Raw genomic sequence first — 13310 nt, forward strand, 5'->3', positions numbered from 1 at the left:
GAAGGGGTTCACCATGCTGCATGAAATCCGCTTTCCATCGTCGAACGACCGAGACCAGGTGACGGGGTGGATCTACGTCCCCGCTTGCGAGCCCGAGGGCATCGTGCAGCTGGTCCACGGTTTCGGAGAGCATTCCCGCCGCTACTTCCACATGATCGTGGCGCTCATGGACGCCGGCTTCATCGTGGCGGCCGACGACCACGTGGGCCATGGCGCCACCGCCATCGCGAACGGCACCTGGGGCGATTGGGGCGACGCGGGGCCGCACACCATGATGGAGGACGAGAAGCGGTTCAAGGACCTCGTGTGCGAGAAGTACCCCGACCTGCCCTACTTCATGTTCGGGCATTCCATGGGCTCGATGATCGCGCGCGACTTCAGCGCGAAGTACGGCGACGAGCTGACCGGCGCCGTCTACTGCGGCACCACCGGCATCTTCAAAAAAACGCACGAGGTGCGCGCGAAGCTGGACGAGGCCATCGCCGCCGGCAAGGCGCACGAGAGCGACCCCGCCTTCGTGGGCGAGCTGATGGGCTGGATGTTCGCCCGCTGCGAGGAGGGCGCCCAGCTGGGCAACGAGTGGATCTGCCACGACCCCGCCGTTCAGAGGGACCACGCCGAAGACCCGTTCGACGCCTTCACGCACCCCACCCACAACATCAGCCTGCGCGACTTCATTGACATGATGCTCTGCATCGAAGGCGCCGAATGGGCCGAGAAGGTGCCCGCCGACCTGCCCGTCCTGTGCATCGCGGGCGACCAGGACCCCGTGGGCAACTACGGCGAGGGCGTGTACGCGTGCGCCAACTGGCTCGCGGACACGGGCCACGAGGTGACGACGAAGCTCTACTCCGGCTACCGCCACGAGATCCACAACTACGACGACCTCAAGTTCGAGGTCGAAGAAGACCTCATAAGCTGGCTGCTGCTGCACCTGTAGGCGGGCGTGTCCCAATTGGGGACAGTCCCCAATTGGGACATTTCTACGCGCGCTCGGCGTAGATGTCCGCGTTCACGTGCCAAGCGCCGTCGTCCTGCACGGTGACGTTCTGCCAATGGAAGCGGTCGTCATCGACGGAGACGAACACCCACTTCCTGCTGGCGTCTTCGAGGTTGGTGAGGACGATCATATCGCCTTGCTTCCTTGCCTCGAGCCGGAATATCTTGCCCGTGTAACCGTAGACGACGTCCCATGCACGCGTTACAGGGTTGAAGATGCGCAGGGACGTGCCGTACTCGGTCAGGGGATGAGGCGTTTCGGTCCGCGCATCGCGCGAGGGCAGGATGATCACGTCCTGGATGGCCATGCCCTCGAGGACCCGCGCGAAATGACACTCCCCCTCAACCGAGCAGGACAGGTTGCGATCGACGTAGTCGAGCTTCCAACTGCCGACGAGCTTCCCGAAATAATCGTACTCCTCGGGCAGCCCCGGACTTCTGCCGTCGCTCGCCAACGCCTCGATGAAACCGTCCATGTGCAAACCCTTCCCGCCAAGCGTTCCTACACGTTGAACTTGAAGTGCATGACGTCGCCGTCCTGCACCACGTACTCCTTGCCCTCCTGGCGCAGTTTGCCGGCGTCGCGGCAGCCCTTCTCGCCGTCGAGCTCGGAGTAGTCGGCGAACGACGCCGTCTCGGCCTTGATGAAGCCGCGCTCGAAGTCGGTGTGGATGACGCCGGCCGCCTGCGGGGCCTTCGCGCCGATGGGGATGGTCCAGGCGCGCGTCTCGGTCTCACCGCTCGTGAAGTACGACTGCAGGCCCAGCAGGTGGTACGCCTCGCGGACGAGGCGCGCGAGGCCGCTTTCCTCGAGCCCCATGGCCTCCAGGTACTCGCGCGCCTCGGCCGGGTCGAGCTCGGCCAGGTCGGCCTCCACCTTCGCGCAGATGGGCACCGGCGCGCACCCGTCGATCTCGGGCAAGTCGACCGCAAGCTGGTCTTCATCGACGTTGGCGATGTAGAGCATGGGCTTCATCGTCAGCAGGTGCAAATCGTGCAGCGCGGCGCGCTCGTCGTCGGAAAGGTCGAGCGTGCGGGCGCGATGTCCCTCGTTCAGCCCCTCGTACACCTTCTTGGCCGCGGCCACCTTCGCCGCGCCGGCCTTGTCGCGCTTGGCTTCCTTCTCCAAACGCGGCAGCGCCTTCTCCAGCGTGCCCATGTCGGCCAGGATCAGCTCGGTCTTGATGGTTTCCACGTCGCTTTGCGGGTCCACCTTGCCGGAGACGTGCACCACGTCCGGATCGCCGAAGAAGCGCACGACCTCGCAGATGGCGTCCGTCTCGCGGATGTTCGCGAGGAACTGGTTGCCCAGGCCCTCGCCCTGGCTGGCGCCGGCCACGAGGCCCGCGATGTCCACGAACTCGACGGTTGCCGGCACGATGCGCGCCGGATGGTCGATCTCGGCCAGGCGGTCGAGGCGCGCGTCGGGCACGGGCACCACGCCCACGTTGGGCTCGATGGTGGCGAACGGGTAGTTGGCCGCGAGGCCGCCCTTGTTCGTGAGGGCCGTGAACAGCGTGGACTTGCCGACGTTCGGCAGCCCGACGATACCGATGGATAGCGACATGGGACTTCCTTCTCAAACGGTGCAGACGTATCGTCCCATGATAGCAAAACGCCCGGCCGCGCACGAGCGCGCCAGACGCCGTCGACGCAAAACAGCACCGTAATAGTTTTTCGAGCTCCTTCTGCAACTTTTTCGAAGCTATGATGGCTTGAGAGGGCCGTGGCAGCAAAATGCCGAACACGCGCGGGCGTTTGCCCAGGTCGCAATTCTCACGCGCTTCCAAAAAACCCTTACGAGCCAACACAGCTTCGATTTTTTTACATCGCCGCCCCGAAGGCTCGCCGAGAACGGCTTCCAACGTAACGCAACCCTTCGCACCGACCACACCGATCGAAACAGTCCGTTCGAACGTACCGGACCCCGCACGGGAGGACATCTTGCCAGACCCGGGCATCTTGGCAAGGCCCGGTCCCGGTTCCCGCCGAAGCGCGGCCCCCTATCCCGCGCGCACGAGGGGCTCGCGGCGCGCCGTGCGGGGGAAGCGCACTTCCGGGTAGTAGCACGAAAGGGAGTCTCCGCAGTCGCGGGCGCGCTCGGGCGGCACGCTCATGCGCGCGAGAAACTCCTGCTCGTCGGCGCACCTCTTCGCTATCTCCACGTTGCGCACGACCGCCTCGATGTCGCGCAGCACGCAGGCCGGATCGTCCGAACGGCCCACGATCTTCGCCGCGGTCACGCCCGCCTGCTCCAAACGGTACACGGCGCACAGCCCGCAGGCGGAAAGATGGAACCGCCCGTACGTTTCGTTGTTCTCGCGGGCGGCGCGCGACAGGCCGCCCCCGTGCCCCACCGTGTAGAACTCGCGCTCGGCGTGGCGCACGTCCCAGCACAGCGCGTTGCGTCCTTGGAAATGGCGGCCCAGGCAGAACCCGTCCGCGAAAACGCACCCGTTGCGCATGAGGAACACCTCCAACTCCACGTCGGGCACGGCCTCGGTCATGGCCTCGATCTCCGCAAGGCCCACGTCGCGCGGCACGATGACGCGCCCGCATCCGAGATCGCGGTAGAAGCGCGCGATGTCGGCGTTGTAGACGCCGCACATGGTGGACGCCACCACCTCCAAGCCGCTGTCGGCCGTCGGCTCCACGGCCTCGGGCACCGACACGATGGCACCCGTAGCCCCCGCCGCATGCAAGCGCTCGAAGTAGCCGAACAGGAAGTCCAGCCGTTCCTGGGAATAGGCGCTCGCGTTGAACGTGACGTAGATGCGCTTTCCCAGGTCGCGCACCTCGTCCACGATGGATAGCACGTCCTCGAAGCAGTAGGGGTTGGCTTGGCGCCGAAAGCCCGTCATGCGGTTGAGGTCGGCCTCGTCGCCGAAGCGCTCGTGCCAGGCGGGGTCGTGGAAACCGATGTAGAACTCCTCGCCCCCGGCGGCGACGTAGCGCTCCAAGTAGGCGCGGTCGTTCACGGGCACGAGCGGGTTCATCGCGCACCGCCTTCCGCTGCAAGGGAGGTGCGCCGCCCTTCGCTCGCGGCCTCGAACCCGCGCACGGGCTCGCCCGCGTCAAGGCGCGCGACCGTCGGGCCGTGCTCGATGCGGGCGTCGCGTCGGGGGACCAGCACGTCGAACGGCGACACGATCATCCGGAAGTCCTCTCCCTCGCACACGGTGCAGTCGTGGTTCGGGAAGTACACGGCGCGCCCGAATTTGAGCAGGCGCGCGCCGTACGGCAGCCTATACCCCACCGCGCAGCGCGTGCACTCCAGCGAACACGACGCGTTCGGACGGAATTTCTCGCGCACGGGACGGCTTATGCTGGCCAGCTCGCAGATCGACCCCGTCGACATATAGCAGTACGGCATGTGCACGCCAACCTCGAGGTGCGGCATGAGCCCGCGCAGCTCGGACAGGTCGAGCGCCGCATGGGTCGGGTCGAGCTCCAAGCCCTGCAGCTCGCCATGGCGGAACAGCTCGGTGACGAGCGCGGGCACGCCCACGGCATGCCGGGTTTCGAACAGCTCGAGGTAGCGCGGATCACGCGGCTCCTTGGAGAACAGGCGCCCGGCGTTGAGCGGCAGCCCGTAGCGGTCGAGGCAATGCGCCACCATGCCCACGTCGTTCACCGTGATCTCGTCGACGACGTCGCGATGCGCCGACACGAGCTCGTCGATACGCCGCCGCGCCTCGGCGAGGTCCTTCTGGGAGAACACGGGCACCACGAGCGTGGCCGGGATGCGCTCGCGCCGGCAGAGGGAAAACGCCTCGCGCCACACCTGCTCGGGCTGGCGAAGGAAGTACTGGCTGCAGAGGTTCGAGCCGACGTAGAGCCTCTTCACGGAGCGGCGGCCCGCCGCCTGCATGGTCCGCTCCACCAACAGGGGGAGGGTCATGCCATGCGCACGGGCCGCCGCGGCCGTGTCGGCCACGTTGCACGCGGGTACGGATTGCATCGTCGGCTACTGTCCGTTCCCGGACGTTTCGCCCTGCCCGTACTTCTCGCCGGAGCCGTAGCTTTCACCAGAGCCGTATCCTTCGCCCTTGTCGCGGTCTTCGCCTTCGGCGTACTTCTCGCCGGAGCCGTATCCTTCGCCCTTGCCGCAGCCTTCTCCGGAGCCGTAGTTCCCGCCTTCGCCGTAGCCCTCGCCGGAACCTTCCCCGCCGTGGCCGTGATGGCGACGCCCGCCTTCGCCGTAGTTCTCGCCCTTGCCGTAATTCTCGCCCTTCGGCTGGCCCTTCAATTCGTCGATCGTGTCTTCCATCATGGCGTCCTCTTTCCTCATCGGGTGCTTTGTCGAAAAGGGCGGCCTTGTCGGGCCGCCGCCGCGCAACCGCCCGGCGAAAGATCAGACCGTACGGCTGCGGTGCATCGCATGGTAGCGTGCGGCGTGCCCGACGGAGGGGCGTGCCTCCCAACGCTTTCCCGCCCGTGCCCGCTTCGTTAGCGCCCCGAAAAAGAGCAGGGCGCCCCCGTTTCCGAGGGCGCCCCATAGGCGTTCGATATGGCCGATTCGTCGGCTTACATGCTGAACAGCCCGAACTGCGCGGCAACGTAGGCCACCAGGATCACCACCACCAGCACGGGCGCGATGTACTTGATCATTACCGTCCACACCTTCTCGGCCTTGAACGAGCTGGACAGCTTCACCTCTTTCACGATGAGCCCCGGCTTCACGATCCAGCCGATGAACACGCACGTCAAAAGCGCCACGATGGGCATGAGCACCGAGTTCGAGAAGAAGTCGAAGAAGTCCAGCAGCGTCGTGCCGGCGCCCAGGGGCTCGATGAACGACAGGCCGTTGTAGCCCAGGTTCACGAAGACGCCTGCGACCACCACCACGCCGATGACGGTGCCAAGCGCCTTCTTGCGCGACCATCCCGCGCCGTCCTGGATGATGGACACGCACGTCTCGGTGAGCGAGATGGCGCTGGTCAGCGCAGCGAACAGCACCAGCAGGAAGAACACGAAGCCCACGACCACGGCGGCGTCCCCCATACCGGCGAACACCCCCGGCAGCGTGATGAACATGAGCGACGGCCCCGCCGCGCCCGCCACGGCGTCGCCCGAGCCCATGGCCACGAACGCGGCCGGCACGATCATGAGGCCGGCGAGGAACGACACGCCCACGTCGAAGCAGCCGATGCGCGTGACGCTCTGCGTGAGGCTGGACTTGCGGTCGAGGTACGAGCCGTAGGTGATCATGATGCCCATGGCCAGCGACAGGCTGTAGAACATCTGCCCCAGCGCGCCGATGACCAGCTCCGGCGAGAACTTGCTGAAATCGGGCACCAGGTAGTACAGCGCGCCGTCGATCGCCCCCGGCTGCGTGAGCGTGTAAGCCGCGATGGCGATGGCCATGACGATGAGCGTCGGCATCATGATGAGGTTCGCCTTCTCGATGCCGCCCTTCACGCCCAACGACACCACGATGAACACGATGGCCATGAACAGGAGCATCCACAGGAAGCTCTCGGTGTTGCTGGTGATGAAGCCCGTGAAGAAGTCGCCGCCGTCGGCCAGCGCCTCCGGCCCGTTGATGAGATAGGCCGCCGCGTACTTCGTCACCCAGCCGCCGATGATGCAGTAGTACGGCGTGATGATGAACGGCACGGCCGAGGCCAGGATGCCGATGATGGCGTACTTCTTGCCGAACTGCTTGAACGCGCCGATGGCCGACTGCCCCGTCGTGCGGCCGAGCGCCGTTTCGAGCAGCAGCAGCGAAACGCCGAACGTGAACACGAGCACCAGGTACGTGAGCAAAAACGTTCCGCCGCCGTATTTCGCCGCCAAGTAGGGGAAGCGCCACATGTTCCCCAAGCCCACGGCGGATGCCGCCGCAGCCAGGATGAACGCCCACTTGCCCGACCAAGACGAGCGCGCGGGCATGCCGGTAGAAGACATCGAGACCTCCGTTGCCGAATCGATTCACACGAGAAGCCCCCGAGACGGACGCGTCCGCAGAGGCCGGATGCGGGCGCCGCCAGACATCCACCCTCTGCGCCGCGATCCAAGTGCATCATTATAGCGGCAAAATCCGGCAGAACGCCCACGTTTTCGCAGAAGGCCGCGCATAACGTGGACGAAAAGCCGGCCGATGCTTACAAATCGACAACGATTGAGCAACCCGACCACGACCAGCCGGCACCGGCGCCGCCTGCGCGCCCCGAAGCCCGCGATACTGGACCTTTACGCAAAGACGAGGGCTACCCGCCCGAGACGGAAACGGAGACGCCATGGACCAATCCGGAATCTCGGCACTGTCGCGCAGAGCGTTCCTCGCCGGCGGAGCCGTGGCCTTGGCGTCGATCGGCCTCGGCATGTACGGCTGCTCGACACCCGCAGGCAACGGCGGCACGGGCACCGACCAAGGAGGAACAGACGTGAAGGCAGACCTCTACTTCGAAAACGGCACCGTCATCACCGCGAACGAGCAAAACGGCGTGGCGGAAGCGCTGGCCGTGAAGGACGGGCGAGTCGTGTTCGCCGGCTCGGCGGCCGACGGGACGGCGTACAAGAACGCAGCCGGCTCCGTGGTCGACCTGCAAGGAAAGACGGTCATGCCTGGCATGATCGACGGCCACATCCACACCGCCTCGCCCGATTTCTTCGACTTCAGCCTCATCGGGCTGACCAGCTCCGACGACATGCTCAAAACGATCAAGGACTACGTGGATTCCCATCCCGACAAGAAAACCTACTCCGGCTTCGGCTACGCGGCGGCCCTCTTCCCCGGCGAGGAGCTGGAGCACGGCCCCAAGAAGGAGCGCCTCGACGCGATCAGCCCCGACAAGCCCATACTGGTGTACTCGTTCGACGGCCACGGCGCCTGGCTGAACTCCAAGGCGTTCGAGTACCTGGGCATCACGAAGGACACCGAGTCGACCCCCGGCGGCAAGATCGTGAAGGACGAGAACGGGGGGCTGTGGGGCATCCTGGCCGACTCCGCCATGTCGCTGGCCGCCGACTACCCCTTCGACCAGGAGAACCTCTCCCTTGCACTGCCCGATTACCTGGCACATCTCAACAGCTTGGGCTACACGTCCATCTTCTCGCCGCCGGGCAACGGCTTCCTCCCGTTGCCGGCGGACGCGTACCAGAAGCTGGCCGACCAGAACGAGCTCACCTTGCGCGTGCGCGGCGCCGGCATCGTGACCAGCTGGCAGACCGAGGACGACCTGAAAAGACTGGAAGAGCTGAAGGCCGCGCACACCGGCGACCTGTTCAAGGTCAACGCCGCCAAGTTCTTCACCGACGGCGTCATGGACAACGAATCGGCGCTGTTGCTGGAGCCGTACACCGACAACCCCGGATCCCACGGAGACACCGGCTGGCAGCAGGATGCGCTCGACCGGGCCGTGGCGTCGGTGAACCGCATGGGGTTCCTGGCGCACCTCCACGCCATCGGCGACGGCGGCGTGCGCATGGCCCTGGACGCCATCGAGTACGCCGAGCAGAACGTGCCCGACGACCGCGAGCGCAACGCCATCACCCACCTGCAGCTGGTCTCGGACGACGACGTCCCCCGCTTCGCCGAGTTGAACGTGGTGGCCGTGGCCGATCCGTACTGGCACCTCAAAACGCCCCAGTACTGGGAGCCGAAGGAGAAGGCGGCGCTGGGCGAGCGCGCCGAGAAAATGTACCCCATGAAGTCGTTCGTCGACGTCGGCGCCGTCCTGGTGTCGGCTTCCGACTACCCCGTCACCGCCAATCCGAACCCCTTCGAAGCCATCGAGGCCGGCGTGACGCGCAACCTGGTGAACGGCGAGGAGTACGAGGTGGCCGACATCGCCGACATAGACGATCCCACCTACTTGCTCTGGCCCGAAGAGCGCGTGGACGTGCAGCGCATGATCCGCAGCTTCACCGCCGACGCCGCCTGGGCCTTGGGGCTGGAGGACGAGACGGGCAGCCTCGAGGAAGGCAAGTCGGCCGACTTCGTCGTGGTGGACCAGAACGTCCTCGACGTCGACCCCCTGGCCATCAAGAACACGAAGGTGCTGGCCACGTACCTGCGCGGCAAGAAGGTGTTCGACGCCGAGACTGGAAACCCGTAGCCCGAAAAGCGCAACGGCGTTTCGAAACGATCGCGGACGCCGGGCAACGGCGTCCGCGATCGACGCGCGCATATCTCGCTGCGACCCGCGGGCGCCCATCCGGCAACGCCCGCCTTTCACACACCGCCCCAATCGCAAATCGGGAATCAAAATCTGCGGTTTTGGCGCGGGTCGGACGCGCCTCTTGGGTGAACGCCCGGTTTCCTCTATCATGGAGCGCAGACTCAAGCGAGAAGGAGAATCATCCATGTGCGGCATCTGCGGATTCACGGGGGCCACCGAAGCTGACCTGCCCATTTTGAAAGCCATGTGCGACGTCATGGCGCATCGCGGGCCCGACGGCGAGGGACAGTACCTAGACGACGGCATCGCGCTGGGGCACCGGCGCCTGTCGCTCATCGACCTGGCGGGCGGCAACCAGCCCATGGTGCGCGCAACCGGCGAGCACGCGGCCCGCATAACCTCCCCCGCCCTCATGCCCGACGGCGCCCCCTGCGCCGGCCCCGAGGCGCTGGCCGCCAAGGGCGACTACGCCATCGTGTTCAACGGCGAGATATACAACTACCGCGACCTGCGCGCCGAGCTGGAGGCGCAAGGGTGGGCCTTCGAGACGAACTCCGACACCGAGGTGCTGCTCACGGGCTATCTGGCCTGGGGCGAGGGCGTGCTCGACCGCCTGCGCGGCATGTTCGCGTTCGCCATCTGGAACCGCAGCACCCGCGAGCTCTTCTGCGCGCGCGACTTCTTCGGCATCAAGCCGTTCTACTACACGCTGCAGGAAGGCGCCGCCGGCCCGCAGTTCATCTTCGCGTCCGAGATCAAGTGCATCCTGGAGCACCCCGCCTACGAGCGCGCCCTCAACGAGGAGGCGCTCGAGCAGTACCTGTGCTTCCAGTTCAGCGCGCTGCCCGAGACGTTCTTCAAGGGCATCTTCAAGCTGGAACCCGCGCACTGCATGACCGTGCGCGCCGACGGCACCACCGAGACGCGCCGCTACTGGCGCCCCGCCTACGACTTCGACGAGAGCCGCAGCCGCGAGGACACCGTGGAGGCCATCGACGCCGCCATGCGCGAGAGCGTGCGCTACCACAACGTGGCCGACGTGGAGGTGGGCTCGTTTTTGTCCAGCGGCATCGACTCCAGCTACATGGCCGCCTGCCTGGCCAAGGAGAACCCCGACATCAAGACGTTCACCGTGGGCTTCGCCGAGTACGAGGGCGAGCGCGACGAGATATCCTGGGCGCGCGAGCTGGCCGACGAACTGCACATCGAGAACAACTCCAAGCACATCGGCGAGGAGGAGTACTGGGCGAGCCTGCCCCGCGTGCAGTGGCACATGGACGAGCCCTCAGCCGACCCGAGCGCCGTGGCGCTGTACTTCGTGGACCAGGAGGCCGCGAAGAAGGTGAAGGCGGTGCTCTCCGGCGAGGGTGCCGACGAGTTCTTCGGCGGCTACCGCATCTACCAGACGCCGTTCGCCAACGCGAAGCTGTCCTGGGCGCCGAAGGGCCTCTTGCGCGGCGCGTCGAAGATGGCGCGCGGCCTGGGCGTGCGCGGCGCGAACTACCTGGAGCGCGCGAGCGAGACGCCCGAGGACTGGTACTACACGAACGCGAACGGCGTGGCGTTCAGCCCCGAAGAGCGCGAGCGTTTGCGCGCAGGCAAGCGCGGCGACGAGGGCGCGCTCGTGCCGTCGCCGCAAGAGCTCATCGCGCCGGCGTACGCCGAAGTGGCGGGGTTGGACGACACCACGCGCATGCAGTACGTCGACCTGTTCTTCTGGCTGGTGGGCGACATCCTGCTGAAAACCGACAAGATGTCGATGGCACACTCGCTGGAAAGTCGCGTGCCGTTCTTGGACAAGCGGGTGTTCGACGTGTCGGCCACCATCCCCACCCGCTTGAAGGCCGACGGCGAGCAGACGAAGATCACGCTGCGCGAGGCCGCGGAGCGCGCCATCCCGAAGGACTGGGCGCAGAAGGAGAAGCTGGGCTTCCCCGTGCCCATGGTGAACTGGCTGCGGCAGGACCGCTACTACGAGCAGGTGAAGGAATGGTTCACCGGCGATTTGGCGCGGCGGTTCTTCAACACCGACGAGCTGGTGCGCCTGCTGGACGAGCACAAGGCCGGCGCCGACCGCTCCCGCAAGATCTGGATCGTGTACATGTTCCTCATGTGGTACAAGATCTACTTCGTGGACCAAACGGTGCCGGAAAAACCGGCGGCGTAGCGGCACAGCCGGATATTCAAAGGATCGCCCCCGTAGGGGCGGGCTGCTGCCCGTCCAGCGCGGCGAGGTGCGAACCTGAAAAACAATGCGGCGAGCGCACCGTGCGCTTGCCGCATTTCATTTTGCCGCCGGTACGTTTCGGCACCGGGCGGGCAGCAGTCCGCCCCCACGAGTTGCCCACCGTCGCCTGCGTGCTTCGCCGTCACCACGCGTCCGCTGCCGCCTTACGCGCCCGTAGGGGCCAGGTCCTCGGGATCGAGGTCGAGGCCCAGCTCGCGGCGCTTGGCGTCCGCGTCGTACTGGGCGAGCTCCTCCTTCGTGCGGCCCTTCCATGCGGGCTCGATGCCCGCGCGCCTCTCGGCGGACTGCGCCACCAAGCCGGGCACGAGGTAGGCGATCCAGCAGACAACGGCGCCCCACAGGTTCACGCCGAGGAAGTTGGCGTACGAGCCACCCCCGATGTTCATGAAGCCGAGCGCGGCCGGCGCCACCGTGTCCACGATGCCCAGCACCATGCCGATCCAGAACGCCAGCTGGAAGCCCGTCTTCGTGGGCTTCACCACGCCATGCAGCAGGAACACGGGACCCAGGCCCATGATCATGGTGCCCGAGATGGTGGTGGCCGTGATGATGGAGGCGCCCATGATCATAGGAAGGTTGCCCACGATGCCGAACACGATCATGAAGATGATGCCGATGATGCGCGGGTTCATCTTGGGCGTATGCCCCAAAATACCCGGCAGGTCGCGCGCCGTGAGCTTCGCCAGCGAACTGAACGTGGAGTCCAGCGTGGAGCCGGCCGTGGCTATCATGATGACCGCCATGACGAAGAACGCCACCAGCCCCAGGCTCTGCGCCACCACGACCGGCGCGCTCGAGCCGGCGATGCTCATGCCGTCGAGGTAGGCGTGCACGCCGATGAGCGAGAACAGCACGATGGCGACGAATCCCAGCAGGCCGGCCACGGTGAAGCTCTTCAGCATCTTCCTCTCTTCGCAGATGAAGCCGCGGTCGGTGAGCACGGCGTCGTGGAAGCCGTACGACAGGCATTGCAGCCCCGCGCCGATGATGAAGTCGACGCCGCCCTCGAGCGTCCACGACCCGGACGTCACGATGTCGGCCGGCGAGTTCAGCGGCACCACCCAAATCAGCACCGCGATAAGCAGCACCGCGAAGAGGACGGCCTGCGCCACGTCGGTGATGATGGAGCCGCGCATGCCGCCCCAGCAGCAGTAGCCCACGGTGATGGCCGTGAACAGCAGCGCCGCGATGATGAACGGCGTCGAGCCCGAGGCGCCGTAGTACGCGCCCACGACCGAGGTGTTAGACCACACCTCGTTGAACAGGCGAACCAGAATGGCGGCCGAGAAGCAGAACGCGGCGGCCACGCCGTAGTGCTCGGTGAGGAAGCTCACCATGCTGGTGGCCTTGAACTTGCGGCGCAAGCGGTACAGCGCCCAACCGGTCAGCGGAATGCACAGCCAGTACACGGCGTAGCCGATGCCGCCCACGATGCCGAACTCGGCGCCCATGTTGGCGGCGTTCGTGACCGACTTCGCGAAGATCCACGCGATGAAGATGGATGCCGTGATCATCCAGGGGTTGGCGGCGCGGCCCTTCTTGTCCTCGCCCTTGAAGAACCCGCCAAGGCTGACCGTCTTCGGCGAGAGCAGGAACATGACGATGCCGTACACGATGAGGAACCCCCAGAAGAAGATCCCGGTTGTCGAATCCATGTGCTAGAACCCCTCTCAAGATAACCTATGCCATCCATGAGCGCTGATCATGATGTTCTTTCGCCGTGCTCTAACCTCGGCGAACCCGATCATCATCATCGATCATGGCTAGTACTAGATTATATCCACTAATATGTCATGTCAACTAAAAAAGCAGGATAGTCTTTGTAGAGGCGGGCTGCTGCCCGCCTCTACGGAAATCGCCGAAATGTCCTCATTGGGTGTCCTCATTGGGGACTGTCCCCAATGAGGACACCCAATGAGGACAAACGGCGCCAGGAA

The 13310-nt window shown here is 65.6% G+C and carries 10 protein-coding genes; 3 read left to right on the forward strand and 7 right to left on the reverse strand.

What is annotated here, in order from left to right; all coding sequences use genetic code 11:
- Positions 1-13: 13 nt before the first annotated feature.
- Positions 14-940, forward strand: a complete 927-nt coding sequence (locus tag C1878_RS05110) for an alpha/beta fold hydrolase (protein ID WP_114600617.1) — start codon at positions 14-16, stop codon at positions 938-940.
- A gap of 43 nt (positions 941-983) precedes the next feature.
- On the opposite strand, the gene C1878_RS05115 is transcribed toward C1878_RS05110, so the two are convergent.
- The 6 genes from C1878_RS05115 to C1878_RS05135 all read right to left on the reverse strand — a co-directional run bounded on the left by C1878_RS05115 (position 984) and on the right by C1878_RS05135 (position 6909).
- Positions 984-1475 (reverse strand): hypothetical protein, encoded by a 492-nt coding sequence (locus C1878_RS05115; RefSeq protein ID WP_114600618.1) that lies wholly within the window; start codon positions 1473-1475, stop codon positions 984-986.
- A 26-nt stretch (positions 1476-1501) separates the two neighbouring features.
- The gene (gene ychF / locus C1878_RS05120) at positions 1502-2566 is read right to left on the reverse strand and encodes a redox-regulated ATPase YchF (protein ID WP_114600619.1); all 1065 of its coding nucleotides are present in this window, start codon (positions 2564-2566) and stop codon (positions 1502-1504) included.
- A gap of 436 nt (positions 2567-3002) precedes the next feature.
- Complete coding sequence (locus C1878_RS05125) at positions 3003-3995, reverse strand: peptidase U32 family protein (RefSeq protein ID WP_114600620.1); 993 nt, start codon at positions 3993-3995, stop codon at positions 3003-3005.
- Complete coding sequence (locus tag C1878_RS05130) at positions 3992-4960, reverse strand: hypothetical protein (RefSeq protein WP_114600621.1); 969 nt, start codon at positions 4958-4960, stop codon at positions 3992-3994. Before C1878_RS05130 ends, C1878_RS05125 begins: the two co-directional genes overlap by 4 nt.
- A 6-nt stretch (positions 4961-4966) precedes the next feature.
- Positions 4967-5272, reverse strand: a complete 306-nt coding sequence (locus tag C1878_RS16450; protein ID WP_147272909.1) for a hypothetical protein — start codon at positions 5270-5272, stop codon at positions 4967-4969.
- A 254-nt stretch (positions 5273-5526) separates the two neighbouring features.
- Positions 5527-6909 carry a sodium-dependent transporter gene (locus C1878_RS05135; RefSeq protein WP_114600622.1) on the reverse strand — a complete coding sequence of 461 codons (1383 nt, stop codon included), beginning with the start codon at positions 6907-6909 and terminating at the stop codon, positions 5527-5529.
- A 332-nt stretch (positions 6910-7241) separates the two neighbouring features.
- On the opposite strand from C1878_RS05135, the gene C1878_RS05140 reads away from it, so the two are divergent.
- Both C1878_RS05140 and asnB read left to right on the forward strand, forming a co-directional pair.
- Positions 7242-9062 (forward strand): amidohydrolase, encoded by a 1821-nt coding sequence (locus C1878_RS05140; RefSeq protein ID WP_114600623.1) that lies wholly within the window; start codon positions 7242-7244, stop codon positions 9060-9062.
- 247 nt (positions 9063-9309) lie between these two features.
- The gene (asnB, locus tag C1878_RS05145) at positions 9310-11292 is read left to right on the forward strand and encodes an asparagine synthase (glutamine-hydrolyzing) (RefSeq protein ID WP_114600624.1); all 1983 of its coding nucleotides are present in this window, start codon (positions 9310-9312) and stop codon (positions 11290-11292) included.
- A 224-nt stretch (positions 11293-11516) separates the two neighbouring features.
- Here asnB and C1878_RS05150 read toward each other — a convergent pair whose 3' ends face one another.
- On the reverse strand, positions 11517-13028 hold the full coding sequence (locus C1878_RS05150) for a hypothetical protein (RefSeq protein WP_199519291.1): 1512 nt from the start codon (positions 13026-13028) through the stop codon (positions 11517-11519).
- Positions 13029-13310: the final 282 nt, after the last annotated feature.

The sequence above is a fragment of the Gordonibacter sp. 28C genome (genome assembly GCF_003339845.1).
Lineage (GTDB): Bacteria > Actinomycetota > Coriobacteriia > Coriobacteriales > Eggerthellaceae > Gordonibacter.